24 protein-coding genes are annotated in these 20,395 nt (G+C 45.5%); 9 read left to right on the top strand and 15 right to left on the bottom strand.

Annotation, left to right across the window (positions count from 1 at the left end; genetic code table 11):
- Positions 1 to 34: 34 nt before the first annotated feature.
- Entirely contained in the window at positions 35 to 217 is a 183-nt protein-coding gene (locus H615_RS0117745) for a YfhD family protein (RefSeq protein WP_027956393.1), read from the bottom strand.
- Positions 218 to 513: 296 nt separating this feature from the next.
- On the opposite strand from H615_RS0117745, the gene wrbA reads away from it, so the two are divergent.
- Positions 514 to 1,125: an NAD(P)H:quinone oxidoreductase gene (wrbA, locus tag H615_RS0117740; protein ID WP_027956392.1), complete on the top strand. Its 612-nt coding sequence runs from the start codon at positions 514 to 516 to the stop codon at positions 1,123 to 1,125.
- 52 nt (positions 1,126 to 1,177) lie between these two features.
- On the opposite strand, the gene H615_RS0117735 is transcribed toward wrbA, so the two are convergent.
- Positions 1,178 to 2,341, bottom strand: coding sequence for an MFS transporter (locus H615_RS0117735; RefSeq protein ID WP_027956391.1), 1,164 nt, complete (start codon positions 2,339 to 2,341; stop codon positions 1,178 to 1,180).
- A gap of 132 nt (positions 2,342 to 2,473) precedes the next feature.
- Here H615_RS0117735 and H615_RS0117730 point away from each other — a divergent pair, with 132 nt between their 5' ends.
- Entirely contained in the window at positions 2,474 to 3,232 is a 759-nt protein-coding gene (locus H615_RS0117730) for a TrmB family transcriptional regulator (RefSeq protein ID WP_027956390.1), read from the top strand.
- 88 nt (positions 3,233 to 3,320) lie between these two features.
- On the opposite strand, the gene H615_RS0117725 is transcribed toward H615_RS0117730, so the two are convergent.
- Positions 3,321 to 3,536 (bottom strand): hypothetical protein, encoded by a 216-nt coding sequence (locus tag H615_RS0117725; RefSeq protein WP_027956389.1) that lies wholly within the window; start codon positions 3,534 to 3,536, stop codon positions 3,321 to 3,323.
- A gap of 96 nt (positions 3,537 to 3,632) precedes the next feature.
- Complete coding sequence (locus tag H615_RS0117720) at positions 3,633 to 4,226, bottom strand: serine/threonine protein kinase (RefSeq protein ID WP_051254764.1); 594 nt, start codon at positions 4,224 to 4,226, stop codon at positions 3,633 to 3,635.
- A gap of 143 nt (positions 4,227 to 4,369) precedes the next feature.
- Here H615_RS0117720 and H615_RS0117715 point away from each other — a divergent pair, with 143 nt between their 5' ends.
- Entirely contained in the window at positions 4,370 to 4,747 is a 378-nt protein-coding gene (locus H615_RS0117715; RefSeq protein ID WP_027956387.1) for a hypothetical protein, read from the top strand.
- Positions 4,748 to 4,798: 51 nt separating this feature from the next.
- Here the strand turns inward: H615_RS0117715 and H615_RS21605 are convergent, their stop codons facing one another.
- Positions 4,799 to 4,996 carry a YozQ family protein gene (locus tag H615_RS21605; protein ID WP_035532629.1) on the bottom strand — a complete coding sequence of 66 codons (198 nt, stop codon included), beginning with the start codon at positions 4,994 to 4,996 and terminating at the stop codon, positions 4,799 to 4,801.
- A gap of 117 nt (positions 4,997 to 5,113) precedes the next feature.
- On the opposite strand from H615_RS21605, the gene H615_RS22605 reads away from it, so the two are divergent.
- Positions 5,114 to 5,251, top strand: coding sequence for a hypothetical protein (locus H615_RS22605; protein WP_169516223.1), 138 nt, complete (start codon positions 5,114 to 5,116; stop codon positions 5,249 to 5,251).
- Positions 5,252 to 5,725: 474 nt separating this feature from the next.
- Here H615_RS22605 and hpaB read toward each other — a convergent pair whose 3' ends face one another.
- The 3 genes from hpaB to H615_RS22420 all read right to left on the bottom strand — a co-directional run bounded on the left by hpaB (position 5,726) and on the right by H615_RS22420 (position 8,769).
- The gene (gene hpaB / locus H615_RS0117695) at positions 5,726 to 7,165 is read right to left on the bottom strand and encodes a 4-hydroxyphenylacetate 3-monooxygenase, oxygenase component (protein WP_027956385.1); all 1,440 of its coding nucleotides are present in this window, start codon (positions 7,163 to 7,165) and stop codon (positions 5,726 to 5,728) included.
- 118 nt (positions 7,166 to 7,283) lie between these two features.
- Positions 7,284 to 8,570: an isocitrate lyase gene (gene aceA, locus H615_RS0117690; protein ID WP_027956384.1), complete on the bottom strand. Its 1,287-nt coding sequence runs from the start codon at positions 8,568 to 8,570 to the stop codon at positions 7,284 to 7,286.
- Between the two features lie 82 nt (positions 8,571 to 8,652).
- Positions 8,653 to 8,769: a YhfH family protein gene (locus H615_RS22420; protein ID WP_156896523.1), complete on the bottom strand. Its 117-nt coding sequence runs from the start codon at positions 8,767 to 8,769 to the stop codon at positions 8,653 to 8,655.
- 338 nt (positions 8,770 to 9,107) lie between these two features.
- On the opposite strand from H615_RS22420, the gene H615_RS0117680 reads away from it, so the two are divergent.
- Positions 9,108 to 9,518 carry a VOC family protein gene (locus H615_RS0117680; RefSeq protein ID WP_027956383.1) on the top strand — a complete coding sequence of 137 codons (411 nt, stop codon included), beginning with the start codon at positions 9,108 to 9,110 and terminating at the stop codon, positions 9,516 to 9,518.
- A 77-nt stretch (positions 9,519 to 9,595) separates the two neighbouring features.
- Here the strand turns inward: H615_RS0117680 and H615_RS0117675 are convergent, their stop codons facing one another.
- From H615_RS0117675 to H615_RS22185, 3 genes are all read right to left on the bottom strand, one after another.
- Positions 9,596 to 10,168 (bottom strand): histidine phosphatase family protein, encoded by a 573-nt coding sequence (locus H615_RS0117675; protein ID WP_027956382.1) that lies wholly within the window; start codon positions 10,166 to 10,168, stop codon positions 9,596 to 9,598.
- 111 nt (positions 10,169 to 10,279) lie between these two features.
- Positions 10,280 to 11,980, bottom strand: coding sequence for a dihydroxy-acid dehydratase (ilvD, locus tag H615_RS0117670; RefSeq protein WP_027956381.1), 1,701 nt, complete (start codon positions 11,978 to 11,980; stop codon positions 10,280 to 10,282).
- A gap of 192 nt (positions 11,981 to 12,172) precedes the next feature.
- Entirely contained in the window at positions 12,173 to 12,331 is a 159-nt protein-coding gene (locus tag H615_RS22185) for a DUF1540 domain-containing protein (RefSeq protein WP_084163208.1), read from the bottom strand.
- A 247-nt stretch (positions 12,332 to 12,578) separates the two neighbouring features.
- Between H615_RS22185 and murB the strand changes: the two genes are divergently transcribed.
- Positions 12,579 to 13,499, top strand: a complete 921-nt coding sequence (gene murB / locus H615_RS0117660; protein ID WP_027956380.1) for a UDP-N-acetylmuramate dehydrogenase — start codon at positions 12,579 to 12,581, stop codon at positions 13,497 to 13,499.
- A gap of 84 nt (positions 13,500 to 13,583) precedes the next feature.
- Here murB and H615_RS0117655 read toward each other — a convergent pair whose 3' ends face one another.
- Together H615_RS0117655 and H615_RS0117650 are read right to left on the bottom strand one after the other, a co-directional pair.
- Positions 13,584 to 15,152 (bottom strand): PTS transporter subunit EIIC, encoded by a 1,569-nt coding sequence (locus H615_RS0117655; protein ID WP_027956379.1) that lies wholly within the window; start codon positions 15,150 to 15,152, stop codon positions 13,584 to 13,586.
- Positions 15,153 to 15,227: 75 nt separating this feature from the next.
- A complete protein-coding gene (locus H615_RS0117650; RefSeq protein ID WP_027956378.1) occupies positions 15,228 to 16,580 on the bottom strand; it encodes a 6-phospho-alpha-glucosidase in 1,353 nt (450 codons plus the stop codon).
- A 150-nt stretch (positions 16,581 to 16,730) separates the two neighbouring features.
- Between H615_RS0117650 and H615_RS0117645 the strand changes: the two genes are divergently transcribed.
- The 3 genes from H615_RS0117645 (at position 16,731) to H615_RS0117635 (ending at position 18,478) form a co-directional block, all read left to right on the top strand.
- Positions 16,731 to 17,441 carry a GntR family transcriptional regulator gene (locus H615_RS0117645; protein ID WP_027956377.1) on the top strand — a complete coding sequence of 237 codons (711 nt, stop codon included), beginning with the start codon at positions 16,731 to 16,733 and terminating at the stop codon, positions 17,439 to 17,441.
- Positions 17,442 to 17,612: 171 nt separating this feature from the next.
- On the top strand, positions 17,613 to 17,954 hold the full coding sequence (locus H615_RS0117640) for a PadR family transcriptional regulator (RefSeq protein ID WP_027956376.1): 342 nt from the start codon (positions 17,613 to 17,615) through the stop codon (positions 17,952 to 17,954).
- Positions 17,951 to 18,478, top strand: coding sequence for a DUF2812 domain-containing protein (locus H615_RS0117635; RefSeq protein WP_027956375.1), 528 nt, complete (start codon positions 17,951 to 17,953; stop codon positions 18,476 to 18,478). The genes H615_RS0117640 and H615_RS0117635 overlap by 4 nt, the downstream gene beginning before the upstream one ends.
- 91 nt (positions 18,479 to 18,569) lie before the next feature.
- Here H615_RS0117635 and H615_RS0117630 read toward each other — a convergent pair whose 3' ends face one another.
- The gene (locus H615_RS0117630; protein ID WP_027956374.1) at positions 18,570 to 19,547 is read right to left on the bottom strand and encodes a zinc-binding dehydrogenase; all 978 of its coding nucleotides are present in this window, start codon (positions 19,545 to 19,547) and stop codon (positions 18,570 to 18,572) included.
- Between the two features lie 156 nt (positions 19,548 to 19,703).
- Positions 19,704 to 20,297 (bottom strand): YpjP family protein, encoded by a 594-nt coding sequence (locus tag H615_RS0117625; protein ID WP_027956373.1) that lies wholly within the window; start codon positions 20,295 to 20,297, stop codon positions 19,704 to 19,706.
- Between the last annotated feature and the right edge of the window lie 98 nt (positions 20,298 to 20,395).

The following is a 20,395-nucleotide window of genomic DNA, read 5'->3' as shown; positions in this document are numbered from 1 at the left end:
GCCTTCAGGATGAAACCTGAAGGCTGTTGTTTTTTTACATACGTTTGTGAGCTCTGCGGTCGGCCGCTTTCGCTCGTTCTTGAGCAATCTTATCTTCCCTGTCAGCCAGTTCTTCAGAAAACTCAACATCGATGTTCGCATGTTTTTGACTTTTAGGAGTCTGCGGAAGTTTTCGTTTCTGCTTCCCTTTTCCTTTGTGATGTTCATCTCTGCCCATCTCAATCGCCTCCTCACATGTGGAACAATCTTATTATGTGCCGCTCCAAGGCACCTATTCTTAAGGATGCCAGCCAAAATTTTTCCCTTTTTCCAAAATCATTTGTTTTGTGTTGACAACCCGGAAGACTGGATATATAATTAATCTCGAATTCAAGATAAATGACTGCACATTTTTTTACCTAAATATCTCGAATTCGAGAATATAGATAAAAAGACAAGTGATTCAGCAGGAAGGTGAACAAAATGGGATTTATGAAAAAGTTATTCAATAATCAACCAAAGGAGATGGAGCATATGTCGAACGTAAAAGCAGCTGTAATTTTTTATACAATGGGTGGAACAAACTATACAATGGCTCAATGGGCGGCGAAAGGAGCAGAAGAAGCCGGGGCTGAGGTTAAATTGCTGAAGGTGGATGAACTCGCTCCTCAATCCGTGATTGAAGCGAATGAAGGATGGAAAGCGACCGTAGAAAAAATCAAGGATATCCCTGCCGCCACATCTGAAGATATTGAATGGGCCGATGTCATCATCTTCAGTATGCCGACGCGCTTCGGAAACCTTCCTTCTCAAATGAAGCAGTTCATCGATATGCAGGGAGGGCTGTGGGCAAACGGCAGAACGATTAATAAAGTGGTCAGCGGCATGACTTCTGCCCAGAACCCTCATGGCGGTCAGGAAGCGACTCTTCTTTCCCTCTACACATCCATGATGCACTGGGGAGCAATCATTGCGGCTCCCGGCTACACGGATCCGGTGATTTTCGGTGCCGGCGGGAACCCATATGGAACGAGTGTTTCTGTCGATCAGGAAGGGAACATGGTCGAGGATGTAGAAGCTGCCGCCAAGCATCAGGCCGCCCGGACGGTTCAAATCGCTCAAACCATGAAAAAAGGACAGCAATAACAAGCGACGAATAGAAAAACAGGACATCTAAATTCAGATGTCCTGTTTTTTGTCAGGCAGCTTTTTCTTTCTTCGATTCGGTTTTACGTGTGATAGAGAAGCCAGCCGTCACCAGTGCTGCAAGAATAAAGAATCCACCTACTGTCGGGTTAAGAGAAACCGCCCCCTGTTCAATGACGAAACCGCCAATCAATGATCCAAAAGCGATTCCGAAATGAAGGGCTGAATTATTTAAACTCTGCTGTATGTCTGCCGATTCTGGTGCTGATGAAATCAAGTAATTCTGCTGCGCAGGGGTTACGGCCCAGCTGAGCGCACTCCAAACGACAAGAACGACAAGGAAAACCGGTAGCACAGATGTCGTGAAGGGAATCGTAAAAATAGCCGCTGCAAACACAAGGATAATTCCGATGATACTCTTTTCCGAGCCGAATTTATCAGAGAGCACACCTCCGATTCCGCCTCCGATCACCGCTGCCGTTCCAAATACGAAATAAATCACACTGACCCATGTGCCATTCATTCCCATGACCGTTTTCAAATAAGGCGTTAAATAAGCATAGAGGGTCAAATGACCGGTTAAAAATAAAAAGGAAGTCATCTGAGCACTCCATATTTTCTTATTTTTTAACGTCTGAAGCTGTCTTCTCACGGATAAGACAGGTTTAGGGGCCACTTTCTCAAGTAAAAGCATGACTGCTGCCATAGATAAGAGTGTCAGGATGCTGATGAGTAGAAATGGAGCGCGCCATCCGAACGCGTTTCCTATCGTCAGACCGATGGGAACACCGAGCACGAGCGACCCGGAGATGCCCATGAAAATAGTACCGATCGCTCGACCTCTGTACTTCTTGTCAACAACTGAAGACGCCATTGTTACAGCCAGCACTACTAGAAGTGACCCTGTTGCTGCAGTCAGGACTCTTGCTGCCATGATGATGGAATAAGTAGGACTCCAGTAGGCAAGCAGGTTACCGATAAAGAATATGACCAAGGTGGTCATCATCAATTTTTTACGTTCTACACGGGCCGTCACCGTTAAGAGGACGGGGGACGCCACGGCAAAGACTAAGGAAAAAACAGAAATGAGAAGTCCCGCTTTTCCAAGGGACACATTGAGATCTTCCGCGACCAGGTCCAGAATCCCACCAATAATCAACTCAACAGTTCCGACGACAAAAGCGACGAGCGCCAGCAGGTATACTTTTTTATTCATCACATGAACCCTCTCTTCTTTTGGTTACCACTACAATGGTAACTATATAGACATAGAAAAACAAGAGGGAATATTTACGCGTGAAGGGAACATCGTGTATCCTGAGGACAACAAGAAGAAAAGAGGAAGCCCATGTTACAGAATTTCGGTTTTACCCAGTATGAAAGTCAAGTCTATGAAGTCCTGTCCTCCAGTGATCAAGCGCTGGATGCCGCAACGGTCGTTAAATATTCCCATGTTCCTAAATCCAAAGTGTATGAAGTCCTGCAGCGCCTGGAAGAAAAAGGATTGATTCTAACATCTTTTCATGAAAAAAAGAAGCTGTACACAGCCCTTCCTATTGAAATGACGATCAAAAAACTGACGGCTGAATTTGAAGATCACATTGAACAGCTGCGAAATCACAAATCAGAGATTCCTGACGCTGATGAACGCGTCTGGACCTTGAAAAATAATCACAGCATTCACGTTCTTATGGAAAATTTGATTGAGAAGGCTGCCAATGAAATACTGCTGACAGGCTGGAACGATGAACTGACTCCGTTTGTGGACCTCCTTGAAAGAAAGCAGGCAGAAGGCATTCATGTGGAATTGTTATCTGTCGGGGAAATTCCTGTCGGAGAACTGGATCCCCACACCCTCGTCCCGGACGAGAGACACCAAGGACTAGAACGGCATAAACTCCTGATCATCGATGGAAGGGAAGTTTTGTTTGCTGGAATGGAAAGGGATCAATTCCAGGGGGTGCATACGTTCTCCAAACCTCTCGTGAAATTTTTCACTGAATTCTTCTATCACGATGTCGCCCTTTTAGAAATTACTAAAAAACACCATGAAACATTAAAAAAAGATGATGACATCACTTCCATATTGATGAAACTCCGCTATTAAAGAAATTCTGCCACGTGCAGCTCACATTGGATGGCTTCTGCCATTCGTCCGCAAAAAAAGACTGTCGGTCAATCGACAGTCTTTTCGTTTATACTTTTTCTACAATGTATGTTTTCTTATTACGGAAATACTTCTCCCCATCATTGGATGAATGCTCAAAGAAGCCTTCAAAGGCATCGACCACTTTGTATTCCCGCTCAGGTTCTGTGAAAAGCTGGGATTCGTTATTCGATAGAACGACGACGTCTGTTGTTGAAACAAAACTGTCCAGTTCTTTCGCCTTGTAGTTTTTTCCTACTTCCACATCACTTAATCAATATTCTGTCACGATTCATTCCACCTTTCCTGGTATTTATAGAGCGTTTCCCAGAACCTGGGTGGACAAAACCCTTTCCTCCATTTAAATCGGCAGCAGTTTCCTCCGGTACAGCCGGATAATGAATTCAATGAAGAAAACCGGATACTTTTTCGGAGCAAACTTCCGCCGGTACAGCGTACGGTAGGCTTTTTTCAAATCCTGCCACTGTGGACATTCAAAATCCTGTGTGAACCTTACGACATCTATAACTTTGACCTGCCCATCAGGTGTCAGCATAATATTCTTCAAATGAGTATCTGAAGGATTCAATCCGATTTGACAGGCGAAAGCAAGAGCTGCATCCACCCGGTTGATCATGTCTTCCGTAATCGGAATACCTTTCACAAGACAATCATAAAATGTGATCCCTTCCACATATTCCATAACGATGAAATCGTCGCCTTTTCCATAAAAGGCTGGGAAAAATTCATGATTATCCAGCTTCTCATACACTCCGGACTCCACTTCGGCGAGCTTCTCATAACCGGGATAAAACACTTTCACAGCGATTCCTGTTTCTCTTATGCGGAAAACAGAAGCACTCCTTCCCTTTCCGATCAACTCGAAGGATGGAGGGATGTTGATAATCTGGGAGTCATGGAACACAACTTCCTTCACAAGGGTTTGGACATTCATAGAAAGATTCTCCTTTGCGAAAACCTTTGTTTTTATAATTATATCAAATTTTTTTAAAATTAAAGTAAAAATAACTCTTATTATTTGACTGTGATAATCATTATCAACTATACTGAGTTTACTCATTTGAAAGGAGCATGATCATGGAACAATTTTTATATGTTGTCGAACCTTTTGAATATCGTCCTGGAACCTCAGAAGATGGCACAGCTGACGTGAAGAGCTTTGCACATGGAGACACCCTGCACGTCACCGGCCTCCCTGTTTACGTCGATCAGATGGGATGGTTCGTTGAAGTTCAAAAAAATGAAGACGCTCCTTTTTCCCTGCCTATCCCTTATATGGATGAGTGTTACGACCAAGGTCTGCTCTTTACCGAAATGGACCTGGACCTGGCCATCAATTATTACGAATTTAAAATAGATCAAAGCCTGGTCAGTAAAGATGAATTTTCCTTCCATGAGAGCAAAGTTGCTCTGGACCGATTCAAACAGCTGCACCCAGGATTTATGAAAGCATAAAAAAGGGAAGCGTATGGAACGCTTCCCTTTTTCTGCTGTTTTATCAAGTCTCTACTTTTTCTTTTTTCCCGGCTTCCTGATTTCAATGCCATCGTCTGTGATCATATGGCCTTCATCGTTCTGCTGAGCAATTTTCGCATCGTACGTACCCTCTGTAAGTGTATCCGACACCTGCTCTCTCGTTACCGCTAATCCGTCAGCAGAAAACTCCTCTGCATAAGAAGGTGTTTGTTTGCGTTTTCCTTTCATTCGTCATCCCTCCTTCTCCTTTAGAATGCTCGTATCGATAACGGAACATCCCATCCAGAACCTTTCAGGATGAAATCCCTCCACCTGTCACAACCTACAGAGGAGGAGGTGGAGAGTATGAGTAAAAAAGGTCATGCATTTAAAGGAAGAGGAAAAACTTCTGTCAATCCGCAGGGGTTAACCGAGGATGCCGCTGATCAGCAGCCGGATTCCCAGCTCGAACAGAAAGCCAAAAAAAGCAATGCCAAAAGATAAAAGCTGACTGTTAGTCAGCTCAGCTTGTAAAGAAACCCCTGTTTCTTTACAAGCTTTTTTCTTTCTTACCGCCAGGAGCGAAAGCCCCTTGGGATTTCTTTAACATCGACAAAGACTCTCCTTCACCCAGCTCATCCTTGCTGGATGGAGGACAACCTTTTTCATATTCCGGCAGGCAGCCATCATCACCGCCTGTTCTTTCCCTTTTTCTTTTCCACGCAAGCGGCCATAGCGCACCCCATGTCGTTCTTTTGAATCTTCGAACCTGCGTACACGAGGAGCGCTCGGTGGTGATGCCTGCGGGAACAGCACGGGCCGAAGATCCACTTGGGCAGGCGGCCTTCCTGACCAAGTCAGCTGAGGGCGTGCCCGCGGCATTCTTCCACCGATAAGCGGAAAGTGACCCTTCATACGACAAATGGACAACTCTAACTGGTTAACTCAGGCTTTTTCTACAGTCAAAAAAGCTGACTGTTAGTCAGCTTTTTTTATACACTGCTCGATCCAGCTTACCATTTCCGTATCATCGTACAGCCGGTAAATGGTCTGGGAAAGGCGGACAGGATCTCCGAAAAAGAACCGTTCATACAATGTCTGCCGAGCCCCAAAGCTGCTCATTGTCATATCCCAGGCCAGTCGGAACAAGGCGACACGTTCCTTCCCTGCTTTTTCGGCTCCCCGGAGATAATGATCTAGATCCGCCCCCCGTTCTCCTTGAAAATCTGCTTCAGCAGGGATTGTCATCATCCCACTTGCGCCCAGAAGCTGAATGATTTCTGTAAAACGCGGATAGAGCTCTTGAAATTGATTGACCGCTATATAAAGAGGGACTTTATTTGGAACAAAAACCCCCGTTTCATCTACTTCACCTTCCAACTCGGCCTTCAGCATCAGGGCCTTCATCGTCTCCAGACCTTTCATAATCTCTACCACTTTACTCTGCACATGCTGATAATCACTGATATTGATCATCTCTACGATGGATTGAGCAAGACCGAGAATGAACTCTGTCTTCACAATCTGCCTGGAAGTAATTTGATGAAGGGTAAAAGGAACAAACTTGCCATGGACATAAAGGTTGGTCGCAGCGCGGAGATTTTCATGGAGGAAGACACGTTCCCACGGTACAACAACATGGTCAAACAAGACAATGGTGTCCATTTCTTCAAATTGAGAGGCCAGCGGATAGTCAAAACGCGAACCATTTTGTGCAAAGGATTCCCGACAGACAAAAGACACACCAGCCGTATTACTAGGAATGGAAAAACCATAGGCCTGTGAGCTGTCCTGTGCACCGGGTGCTGAAAAAACGAGGAGCTCATCTGTGATACCTCCTTGTGTAGCCAGAAGCTTTGCCCCGTCAATGATGATTCCTTCATCTGTATGATCGACAATAGCTGCGTTTGTCACATCTTTTTCCAGAAAGGCGAGACTGGAGCGGTTGGTCTGGGGATTGACAAAGGTGTGGGTAAAGGACAGATCATTCTCACGCGCATATTCATAAAAAGACAACAGCCGGTCAGGAAAACATCCGGGCTCATTATCCAGCACGTCTACGGACGCGGCGAAGGAAGCGAGCACCGTATTCATGTAATCAGGACTTCTCCCCATCACACCTCCGGAGAAACGGGCCCAATGCTGGATCATCGTTCTTCGTTTCTCTAAATCCGCCCGTGTTTTTGGAATGAGGTAGGAAAGACCGATTTTGTTTCCTGTCGTTTCTGACGCATACACCATCTGTTCTTCCAAGGATGAGGAGCCCTGTAAATCATAAAGAGCGGCCTGGCTTTTAATGACCCCTTCAAAGGCTTCATGCTCTGAAATGTTTCCTTCCACCCGTTTTCCGCGCAGCCACACTTCGGACTGCAGGGCATTTATTCGTTTGATGTATTCTTTTCCTGTAATTACCGGCATGTCATCACTCCCGTTTCTTAGAGCGCTGAAAAGGCTTGATAACATACCCTATTACATTAGGCGGATTTTGTACGTCGTCCCACACAAAAACCCGCCAATTAAATTGGCGGGCGTTTAACTACGAACGGATCGTCTGGGAAAACTGTTCTGTCTCGGTCGATCCCTTCAAAGCGGTTGTGGAGGATGTCCCTCCAGTAATGACTTGAGCCACTTCATCAAAATACCCTGTCCCGACTTCCCTCTGATGGCGCGTAGCTGAGTATCCATGTGTTTCGCTTGCAAACTCTGCCTGCTGCAATTGTGAATAGGCGGCCATTCCATGAGTTTTGTATTGGCGGGCCAGCTCAAACATACTGTGGTTCAAGGCATGGAAGCCGGCTAGAGTGACAAATTGGAATTTATACCCCATAGACGCGAGCTCCCTCTGGAATGAGGCGATGGTTTCATCGTTCAGCTTCTTCTTCCAGTTAAACGAAGGAGAACAATTGTAGGCGAGCAGTTTGCCAGGGAATTTTTCATGAATGGCTTCAGCAAAACGCCGCGCTTCTTCCAGATCCGGCTCGGAAGTTTCACACCAGACCAGATCTGCATAAGGAGCATACGCAAGCCCTCTGGCAATGGCCTGATCCAGCCCGGCGGTTGTTTTATAAAAGCCTTCAGATGTCCTCTCCCCTGTTAAGAAAGGGGCATCATGATCATCAATATCACTGGTAATGAGATCAGCAGCGTTGGCATCCGTTCTGGCTATGATCAAGGCAGGCACTCCCATCACGTCAGCTGCAAACCTGGCGGAAATCAAATTACGGACAGCCGTCTGCGTCGGGAGCAGCACCTTTCCACCAAGATGACCGCATTTTTTCTCTGAGGAAAGCTGATCCTCAAAATGCACCCCGGCCGCTCCGGCCTCAATCATTCCTTTCATTAATTCAAATACATTCAGTTGTCCCCCAAAACCAGCTTCCGCATCCGCAACGATTGGTGCAAACCAATCGATCTCCTCGCGGCCTTCCATATAGTGAATCTGATCTGCTCTCTGGAGGGCCTGGTTGATCCGCTTAACGACCTGGGGCACGCTGTTGGCAGGATACAGGCTCTGATCCGGATACATCTGCCCCGAAAGATTTGCATCGGCAGCGACCTGCCATCCACTTAAGTATATAGCCTTTAATCCGGCTTTCACCTGCTGCATCGCCTGATTCCCTGTTAAAGCTCCCAGCGCATGCACATACTCTTCCTGATGAAGAAGACTCCAAAGTTTACGGGCACCATTCTCTGCCAGCGTATGTGTGATGTCAATCGAACCTCTTAATCGAATGACCTCTTCAGCTTCGTAAGGTCTTTCAATGCCATTCCACCGCTCATCCTCTTTCCAGCTTTTTTTCAGTTTTTCAACACGTTCGTTCATTTCTCCATCCCCTTTCAAATATCTTTCTGTTACATAATAAAAACCAAATTATAAATCTGATATATAACAGAAATGGCAAAAATTATTCTTCCCTTTTAGACAGACAGTGATCGCATTCCAACATATACGTGTAATGATGATTTTCAACTTCAGAACCACATTGCGGACATGGGACAGAAACAGTTTTCGGATGATTCATTATTTTTCCTCCTTTGTTATAACAGAAATTGTTTTGTTTATCTGTTATGGTACAGTTTACTTTGACCAACAGGAAATTGCAACCGTTTTTTGAAAATTTTTTATATTTGTATGTAAGCCTATGTAAAATACCTTGATACAGGAATGTAAAGCGTTGTGAAGTATTTTTTTACTTTCTGCTTGGGGATCCGCAGTCATGCTATACTTCCTTTGTAAGCGGTGTCCATTTCTAATCGAACGAGCTGTACTATTACAGAAAAACAAGAACGAATGTTCTTGTTTTGTTAAGAAAGAACCGCTATACTGTTTTTAGACTCAAATAGAAAAGGAGTGTTCACAATGAAACATCAAGCTACCCCGTATTTTACTTTTAATGGTCAGGCAGAAGAAGCATTGAATCATTACAAAGAAATATTCGAAGGTGAGGTTACAGACCGGCAGACGTTTGGAGAGGCAGATTTTGATACGCCGCCTGAAATGGATGATCGTCTCATGCATGCCCGTTTTAAAAAAGGCCCGCTCTTTTTCATGGTCTCTGATTCTTTTCTCGATCAGCAGGTTGAAGTTGGAAGCAACATATCGATGGCTTTGGAAATGGACAGTCCGGAAGAAATTGAAACGATTTACAACCGACTGAAAGACAAAGGGACGGTCATCATGGAACTGCAGGATACGTTCTGGGGCGCCACGTTCGCTAAAGTGAAAGACTCCTATGGAATTACTTGGGATTTGAACTATACGAAAGAATAAAAAAACGGCTGACGAGACCGTTCTCGTCAGCCGTTTCAATCCCTTTTTACCATGAGTGTCTACAAATACCCTTTTTGTTACATATCCAAGTGCCTTGTACAGTTGAAACGTTCACACGACCATTGGTTGTCACGAAGCACCACTTCTGATATGGACGTGTTTTTCATTGTTTCTTCATTTACACGGGACGGATCCAGTACGTGCAGCATTTGGCTGATGATGCCGCCATGACTCACAACCAATATCTGCTTCCCCTGATGCTCTGCCCTCAGATCATCTATGAAAGATCGGCAGCGCTTGAGCACGTCTTCTTCCGGTTCTCTTCCCAGATCAAGATCACGCCACCCCTCCCCCCATTTCTCAATCCTTTCCGATTCTGTCGTCCCTTCGATTTGTCCGCCGCCGACTTCCTGCAGACGTTCATCCAGATGAATCGTGACATTCAGCTCGTCTGCAGCGGCCTGGGCTGTCTGCACAGCTCTCTTCAATGGACTGCTGTACAACACATCCCAGCTCTCTTTCCCAAGCCGTGTGGAAAGCAGGGCTGCCTGTTGATTCCCTTCGTCATCCAACGGGATATCTGAGCCGCCCTGAGCCCGTTTTTCTTTATTCCATGACGTACTTCCGTGTCTTATCCATGCTATTTTCATCTTCCACTCCCCTTACCTCTATGTATTTCGATGCCCTGATCCATATACCTGCCGAGTCCCTCATCCTGATGGATCAAAGAATCCCACTCTCTGAGAGAGTGGGATGAGATGTTATCCGTCTAAATCGAGGTCAGTAACGGCCCCTTTGGCAGAAGAAGATACAAGGCGGGCGTATTTAGCCAGGACCCCTGTTTTATGCTTCGGTTCAGGTTTTACCCATGCCTGCTTACGTCGTTCGTATTCTTCATCACTGACTTCAAAATTAATCTGCTGGGTATCACTGTCTATAGTGATGGTATCTCCGGTTTCCAGAAGGCCGATCGGTCCCCCGACAAAGGCTTCCGGGGCAACGTGGCCGATGACGAACCCGTGGGACCCCCCTGAGAAACGGCCGTCGGTAATCAAGGCCACTTTTCCTCCCAGGCCTTTCCCTACAATCATAGCCGTTATGGAAAGCATCTCCGGCATTCCAGGTCCTCCTTTTGGACCTACATTACGGATGACAACGACATCGCCTTCCTGAACGTCATCCCCGACGATGGCATTGGTTGCTTCTTCTTCACTGTTATACACTTTAGCAGGACCTTCAAACCGGCTGATCTTCTGACCTGACATTTTGGCTACAGCGCCCTCCGGGGCCAGATTCCCTTTCAAAACGACTAAAGGACCTTTCGGCTTGATCGGCTTATCAAACGGAACAATAACTTTCTGGCCTTCTTTCAGTGATGGAACTTCTGCCAGGTTTTCCGCTACTGTTTTCCCGGTTACCGTCAAGCAGTCTCCATGAAGCAGTCCTTCTTCCAATAGGAGCTTCATAACCGCGGGCACACCGCCGCTTTCATACAGGTCCTGCATCACATATTTCCCGCTAGGCTTCATATCGGCAATGTGAGGAACTTCCTGACGGATGCGCTCAAAGTCATCCAGATCAAGATCGACACCTGCCGAATGAGCCATAGCCAGAAGGTGGAGAAACGCGTTGGTCGAACCTCCAAGGGCCATGACAACCGTAATCGCATTTTCGAACGCTTCTTTTGTCATGATATCACGAGGATAGATTTCTTTCTCAAGCAGCTCAACAACAAGCTCTCCTGCCTGACGGCATTCGTTTTCCTTATAGTCATGAACGGCAGGCGTGGAGGAAGATCCAGGGATGCTCATTCCAAGAGCCTCTACCGCGGAAGCCATCGTATTGGCTGTGTACATTCCTCCGCACGCACCGGCGCCTGGACAGGCATGGCATTCCACTCTGTGCAGCTGTTCTTCATCGATACTGCCTTCATGATACTGACCAACCGCTTCAAAAGAGGAGACAATATCAATATCTTCCCCGTCAAGCTTACCCGGCTGGATGGTACCTCCATAGACATAGACCGATGGAACGTTCAGCCGGCCGAGTGAAATCAGGCATCCAGGTGTTGTTTTATCACAGCCTCCGATCGCTACAATTCCATCCAGACGCTCCGCATTTGTAACGGTTTCGATGGAATCCGCAATGACTTCACGGCTTGGAAGGGAATAAAACATTCCTTCATGCCCCATTGCAATTCCGTCAGCAACTGTAATGGTATTAAAAATCATAGGGGCTCCGCCATTGTCTGAAGCTCCACCCTTGGCCTGTTCAGCCAGTTTATCAATATGTACGTTACATGGGGTTACTTCACTCCATGTGCTGGCGATGCCGATCATCGGCTTTTTAAAATCCTCATCCTTAAACCCGACTGCTCTCAACATCGAACGGTTCGGAACCCGGTTGACACCCTCACTGATGACTTTACTTCTGATTCTCAAATCTTTTTTAGTCTTGTCCATCCCTTACACCCCTCATTGCTTTTTATCTATTCTATCGTTAGGAAACAACTTATCATGATGATACTAACAAGAGCCCCTCTTGGCAATGACTTTTCTGAATATAGTGAACCTTCCGCATAATTGAAGCGCTTTCCAGGAGGGAAAAATAAGAAAAAAAGGCCTGCAGCTACACAGGCCTTCTTCTATAGGAAGTTACACATTTGCCGGTTTAAACGTTTTACAATCGGTTTCTTCACTGTTGGTGGCTTTGGTTCCCTTATGGCTGACAACGAAAATCTCATCAGCACCACAGGCCGAGCCATTTTTGTTATATACACAGTTTTTAACCTCACAACGGACATCAAGTGCCATTTCCTACACCTCCTATAGACTTAGGTTTTACAAATGCCGGGCCTTTATCCTGTATCCAAGGTCTCCATGAGGAAATTCCTACTCAATGTTCCCCTGAATTTGTGATAAAATAATAAACGTGACTGTGAAAATGGAAAACGCACTCTACCGGCGTCCGTGTCATAAACTGTTACAAACAAGCCGGTCTGAACCTACTTGGAATGTACGTAACTGCTTAGAGGAAACCAAAAAAATAGGACGGATGTTTATGGAAAAAAAACAAATGATTTATAATAAACTGTTAAACCTTGTCAAAGAGGAAAACGTCAAAGTCGATGAACCATTGAAGGACCACCTCTACACGAAACTGGGCGGCAGAGCGGACTTTTTTATCACGCCGACGTCTTACGAGGAAATTCAAAATGTCGTTAAGCTGTCCAACGAGGATGAAATCCCCTTCACATTATTGGGCAATGGATCCAACCTTATCATTAAGGATGGAGGGATCCGCGGGATTGTCATCAATTTAAAACACTTGAACTCCATTGATGCAGACGAGGAAATGGTGACAGCTCAAAGTGGAGCGCGAATCATTGATGCTTCCCGTTTTGCACTTGAAAAGCAGTTAGCCGGACTGGAATTCGCCTGTGGCATCCCCGGGACGGTCGGGGGCGCGTTGTATATGAACGCTGGTGCCTATGGCGGAGAAATCAAAGATGTTCTTGATCATGCTTATGTGGTCGACAAGGAAGGCAGACTCGTAAAACGCATGGCTTCCGAGCTCGACCTTGATTACCGTACCAGTAATATCCCTGATCGGGGAGACATTGTTGTGGAGGCGTGTTTCCGCCTGACCCCTGGCACCCGTGAAGAGATTAAAGAAATTATGGATGACCTGACGTTTAAAAGAGAATCCAAACAGCCGCTTGAATATCCATCCTGCGGCAGTGTATTCAAACGACCGCCTGGTTATTTCGCAGGGAAACTGATTCAAGACAGCAACCTTCAGGGAACGAACATCGGCGGAGCGGAAGTTTCCACGAAACACGCCGGATTTATCGTGAATAAGGATAATGCCTCGACTACTGACTACATCTCGCTGATCGAGCATGTGCAGAAAACTGTTAAAGAGAAATTCGGTGTAGACCTTGAGCGTGAGGTCCGCATCATCGGTGAAGATAAAGAATAACAAAAAGGCTGCGCCTTCAACGGCGCAGCCTTTTTCGTTTTTCTTTTACAGTTTTCTTCTCGGGAAACTGTGTGTCTTCATACGTTAAGAAGCATTGGATTCCTTAATGATCCGGTTGATTTCATTTTTGTACAAGTCTGAACGTCCACCGAAAATAGCTTGAATATTCTGATCAACCTTCACTACTCCTGCGGCTCCAAGCTCCTTCAATCGACCTTCATCAATCTGATCAACTTTTGACACTTCCACTCTTAATCGAGTAAAACAGGCATCTACATGCTTTAAATTATCTTCACCGCCTAAGGCTTCCATAATAGCTGCTGCCGTTTCTCTCGTCTGTGTGGATTTCCCACCTTTTTTCTTGTCCTGCTTCTGCTCATTGAAGTCTTTACGAGTGTAAAGCTTATTCTCCTGACCACCCCGACCAGGTGTGGCCAGATCCCATTTTTTGATGGCGAATGAAAAAGTAAAGTAATAGATGACAAAGAATATAGCTCCAGCTGCCAGGTTCATCCACCAATTCCCCGTTCCCGGAATGGCATTTACCAGAATGAAATCAATGAAGCCTGATCCTCCAGCCCAGCCCAGATGGACATCAAGCATATACATTGCCGCAAAAGAAACCCCTGCTAACAGTGCGTGGAAAACAAATAAGACGGGCGCTACAAATAAGAAAGTGAATTCAATAGGCTCTGTGATTCCGGTTAAGAAGGCTGTGCCTGCCGCGGCAATCAGCATCCCTTTAACGACCGGCTGATTTTTCCTGTCTGCCCGGCGGTACATAGCGAGCGCGGCACCTAAAAGTCCAAACATGATAACCGGAAACTTCCCTGCCATAAAGCGTCCCGCAGTTACTTCCACTCCTTCTGCAATTTGAGCAAGAAAGATGTATTGATCACCAGAGACTGCCGTTCCTGCTACTTCTGCTGTCCCACCTAAGGATGTCCAAAGGAAAGGCGCATACCAAATATGGTGTAGACCAGTTGGAATGAGGGCACGCTCTAAGAAACCGTAAAGTCCGATATAAAGCGGATTAGTGGATCCGTTGGCAATGACGTTTGCCACTGCATTGATTCCCCCTTGTATAGGAGGCCATATAATCATCATCGCTAATGCCAGAAAGATGGATGAAAAGACCATGGCTATCCCTACTGAACGGTCCCCAGCAAAAAAACCAAGCACTTCAGGCGGGTCAAATTCATGAAATTTATTATAAATCCAAACGGCCAGTAAACCTACGATGATCCCTCCGAGAACCCCGGTTTCCAATGTTGGGATTCCAAGGGCCATCCCATATTCACCGCTCTCCGTTACCAGCTCCGGTGTGATGTTAAGTGCAAAGGAAATTGTCTTGTTCATAATGATGTATCCCAATAAAGCTGCCAAAGCTGCAATACCTGACCCACCGGTTAAACCAATGGCTACTCCAATAGCGAATATAACAGCAAGGTTATTAAAAATACTTATTCCAATATCCGACATGCCACTTCCGATCAGCTGTACCACATCATTTTGTAAAAATGTAAGCGTATCGGCAAGCGGTCCGGTAAGCGCAGCTCCTAAACCGAGTAATATACCAGCGGCGGGTAGAAGAGCTACAGGGACCATCAAGGACTTTCCAAACTTCTGCAGGCTGCCAAAGTATTTCTTCACTTCATATCCTCCTTTTAAGGAAACGCTTTCCTATAATGGATGAAGCAGCCCCGGAATGGGCCGGGGACGCCTCTATTATTTGGATGTAACAAGCTGCTTGCTTCGATGAAGCTCCGGCCAGTAACTCTGATTGGATTCGATCATATCATCGAGAATTTGGCGGGCACGAGGGGCATCGACTACGGTGCGGTTTAAAGTCAGAGCTTGTAACGCTTTTTCATAACTGTTCTCATAGTAAGCGTCTACGACGAGCTTCTCATAACCGAGCTGTCCTTCAATGAGCCCTTTGTAGAAAGTAGAAATATGTCCCACAGCAAATGGCTTCGGTCCACGATTCGTAATCATAGCCGGGACTTCTACCATCGCATCATCTGGAAGATTGGCGATCGTTCCGTTGTTTTCGACCATGACAATAAAGATGTCTCCATTATTGTAAGCCATGGATGCAGCCACTCGAATCATATAACGTCCGTGAATGTCGACTTCTAATTCCACATTGTCCGTTGTACCATCAGCGATGATTTGATCAGCCAGTGTATGCACTCGTTTTTCACGACCATTGATTACTTGGCGGGCACGGGTGTTTGCCGGGTCTTCCTTCTCGACCATCTGGGTTGGGTAAAGGTAATACTGCAAGTACGTGTTGGGGAGAAACTCTGGAAAATCAGTGACCATCTGCTCCACCTGTTTAAACGTTTTAATCCAGGACGGGTCGTTTGCAATCTCCGCATCCTCAGGGATGAAACCATCTTCAGTGATGGCACGCTTAATGGTGTCTGTATGATCATTTCCGTCTTTATCAGAAATTCTTGTAAACCAGCCGAAATGGTTAAGTCCGAAGTATTCCGGCACTAAGTCAAAGACATCTTTCCCAAGAATCCCAGCGTAACTAACCATGATCGCTGCAGGCATGTCGCAGATGTTCAGGAGTTTTTTGTCATCCGGGAATTCCCGGCGCAGCGCTTCCGCTACAATAGCAGCAGGGTTGGTATAGTTTAAAATCCACGCATCAGGAGAATAGTGGCGGATGTCCTGCACGAGTTCAATCATGTCTCTGATGGAACGCAGTCCATAAGCCATCCCCCCCGGCCCACATGTTTCCTGACCAACAGCTCCATACTGAAGAGGAATCTGTTCATCTTTCTCACGCATAGCCAATCCGCCAGTGCGGATCTGGACAAAAACAAAATCAGCATTTTTCAGGGCTTCTGTTTTGTCCGTTGTATAGTGAAAGCTCTCCAGCTCTGGATATTTATCGCGCAGGATAATTTCAGAGGCTTTAGCGATCTTTTCCTGCCGCTCTGCATTCGTGTCGTAAAAAGTAATCGTTTTCAATGGAAATTGTTCTTTTTCAGCAATAAGACTCATGATCATTCCGATTGTATACGTGCTTCCTCCACCTACGACAACAAGGTTCTGTTTTTTCATATGGCTCGACCTCCATTAAAGGTATTATATTTGTATTAAAGTTAACTTAATATGAATATAATACATATTATTGAAAGCGTCAACAATTGTATCGTAAATTCATTTCATTTTCGTTATAATAGAACCATTGAAGGAACAGGAGGAATACGTATGGCCGCACCTTTGTATCGAAGGATTGCCCAGCAGATTAAAGAAGAAATAGAAAGTGGTCAATGGGAAGCCGGAGAGGCCATTCCAACAGAACTTCACTTATCCGAGCGTTATGACGCTTCTAGAGTAACGGTCCGCCAGGCAGTAAAAAGGCTGGTAGAAGAAGGACTCCTTGAAAAAGTTCAGGGGAGTGGAACGTATGTCAAGGAACAGAAAATTGAACATAACATCTTCGAATTGATTAGTTTCACGGAAGAAATGCGGAGTCTTGGGAAAGAGCCTGTTAATAAAGTCATTCACTTTCAGTTAATTGAACCAGAACCTCATGTACGCCGGTATCTGAATTTAGAGGAAGCGGAAAAAGTATTTTATGTAAGGAGGCAGAGACTGGTAGATGGCATTCCTTATGTTTTGGAGGATACATACTTACCTGTATCTCTTTTTCCCAACCTTTCTTACGGCATCATGATTGGATCAAAATACGATTACATCGAAAAAGAAGTTGGAATGAAAATAAAAGACAGCTTTCAGGAAGTGATCCCTGTGCTTCCCACCCCTGATGTCGCCGAAGCGTTGACAGTGGAAGAATCGATGCCGATCCTAAAAATACAATCCTATAGTGTTTTTATGGATGGTACGGTTTTTGAATACAGTGAAAACCACTTTAAAAGTGACGAATATAAGTTCACATTACGAGCCTCCAGACCTTGAGATGGTACAGCTCGTCCCCTGGCAAGCAGCCTCATAGGAGGCTGCTTGCTTTTTTATGGGTTTCACTTTGTTCATCCTCCAAAATATTAAGGAGGACTCATTGACGTATATATCAATAAACGATATAGTATATTTAATGATATATCATTAAATGATACAAGGAGGGTGGAAATGGGAAGAAATGATGCACTGGAAACAGGAGAATTAACGGATACATCATTCTACATTTTATTGTCACTCGTAGAAGCCAGGCACGGGTATTTAATCATGCAGAATATAGAAAAATTAACAGACGGTGCGTTTACGATAGGCCCCGCTTCTATGTATACAACGATTAAGAAACTGGTAGAGGCTGGTTGTATTGAACTGTATGGAAGCGGCACCGGAAAGAAGAAGACATACATCGCCACTGAGCAAGGATTAAAGCTCCTGAAAAAAGATATCAAACGAAGACAGCAGATGATTGAACACGCCAGGCAGGTACTGAATACGAAAGGGGATCAAACAGGATGAAGAAAAAATATATCATGTCACAAGGGCTTGCTTTAGGAGAGGAAAAAGATATGGAAAAGCTGAAATCCTACGCAGCACAGGGCTGGATGTTGGATGGGTTTGCCCCTTTTGGTTTCTGGTTGAAAAAAGGCAGGAAGCAGCACCTTATTTTTGCTGTCGACTACTGCCACAATCCGGATGAAGAATATTTCGCTTACTTTGAAGCTGCAGGTTGGACACCTGTCTGCAGCGCAGGCAGCCATATCCATATATTTTCAGCACCTGCGGGAACGGAACCCATTTACTCAGATTACGAATCCACTTTCAATAAATACGCGGGAGAAAAAAAGAAATGCGGGAGGATCGCACTCCCGGCACTCATTGCTACCATGTTCCTTTCCTTCTTAAGTCAAATAAACTCCATGCCGTTTTTATTAACTGAAATGTTCATTTATACAGGGTTTGCCGCCATAATCATTCTGATCTTTTCGGGTATGCCTTATTTAGGGTATACATATAAATTAAAAAAACTAAAGGAAGGGTAACTTCTTCTGATCATAATAGGCGGTACGTCATCGTTACGAGTTCACACTTTTTCAATATAAAAGCCTGCGCGGTATCCGCGCAGGCTTTCTTTTATTTCAATACAGCTACAATCTTGCCTTTCACATGCCGTTCTGAAAGCCGGACAAGGGCCTCCGGCACTTCTTCAAGCGAAATGGTTTCCTCCACAAGTGGAGAGACTTTCCCCTCCTTCACCAGTTTCAGCAAGTCATCTCCGATAACGGCAAGATCTTTCTGGGACTGGAAGTCTGCCTTATGGGCGGCTGCCAGAGCAATTTCATGATAAGAGACGACCGTTGTGAATGGTTTAACCTTCTTAAAATCAGGAGCTCCTGCAATGTACACCAGATGTCCCATAAACGCGGTATAATCGAGAGATGCTGTTGCATTTTCGCTGCTCACCGCATCGACAACAGCATCAACCCCCCGGCCATCGGTAACCTCCATGACTCGCTCATACACATCTTCATTCCTATAGTCGATGGCATAATCCGCTCCCAGGGATAATACATAATCGTGGTTGGAAGAGGAAGCTGTCGTTAAGACCGTTTTCCCGGCTGCTTTAGCCAGCTGGATACCAAATCCGCCTACCCCGCCGGCACCGGCATGAATAAGGATGGTCTGTATCTGATCCAGCGGAAGCTTACGGTGAATGGCTTGATAAGCTGTATATCCCGCCGTAGGAAGAGCAGCCGCTTCGGTAAAGCTTACTTCGTCAGGGATTTTTGATGCAGTATGAGCCTGAATGACCGCATACTCTGCAAATCCGCCCTTTTTGGTTAAGTCCCCGTGATACACGACACGATCGCCGATTTCAAATGAGGAAACGTCCGAACCCTTGTCTGTTACAATCCCTGCTGTATCAAGACCGAGGATATGGGGATACTCCCAGCTGGGATTCCCATTCCCTGCCGTTTTGTAATCCACGGGGTTCAGTCCCGCCGCATGAACTTCAACGACAATTTCCCCGTTTCCGGCAGTTGGTTTTTCGATTTCCTCTACCTGCATTTCCTGCCAATCACGCTTTTCATGTAAAAGCAATGCTTTCATGATTTCCCTCTCCTTTTTTATCCAAGTCTTTATTGTCCATATTAATAAGAGAAACCTCCTGTGACAAGAAGGTACTTTTTAGTAACATACTTACCACTTAGTAACTATGTAAAACCGGACAACAGAAAAAGACAGTCGTATACGACTGTCTTCTGTTCAGGACATCCACTTCGGAGGAGTATTCTTCTCCCAATAGATTTCACCGATTTCATGGTGTTTCACATACCCATCTTCTTTTAAGTGGTAATGAAAATTAAACCAGTACCCTTCTCCGGGGCGTTTATCTCTCCGAACGTGGAAACGGGCAATTTCTTCACCCGTGTGTCCATTATATAAATTGAACATTCTCTCCCCATATCCAGGTGCAGGATCTTCAGTGATTTTCATATAGGGAACGTGCGCTTCGTCCGTGTTGGATAAGAGGTCGACCATGACGTTTTCCATTTCAGGAAAAATCACTTCCGACAACTCATCGTCCACTTTACCCATAATCCTCGGTCCCATTTTGGCCTCTGTCCGGGCAAAGGCCTCCTCCGTTATTGAACGGAAAGGATCTTCTGCGTCTTCTGTAAGAACATCCGGCAGAATCTGCTGGTCATCCTCCGCCACGGAAGGTTCATTCAGGTGACCGGCGTCCGTGATCTCCTTCTTTTCAGCGGCTTCTGTATCCACATGGGCCGGCGGAACGTACAGACCGAGTGTTAATACAGAAATAAGTACGACAAATATCCTTCTCATGAGTGGCTTCATTCTGTCGGTCTCCCTTGTTTATATGCTGTCTTTATTGTATCACGATTTCCTTCAAAATCCACGACCTCACACTCCCCGTAATAAAATAGTAATGAAGG

The organism is Halobacillus kuroshimensis DSM 18393 (genome assembly GCF_000425705.1).
In the GTDB taxonomy this organism is placed as follows: Bacteria; Bacillota; Bacilli; order Bacillales; family Halobacillaceae; genus Halobacillus; species Halobacillus kuroshimensis.
Note: the sequence above shows the minus strand (reverse complement) of the source record. Positions and strands in the feature narration are given on the sequence as shown.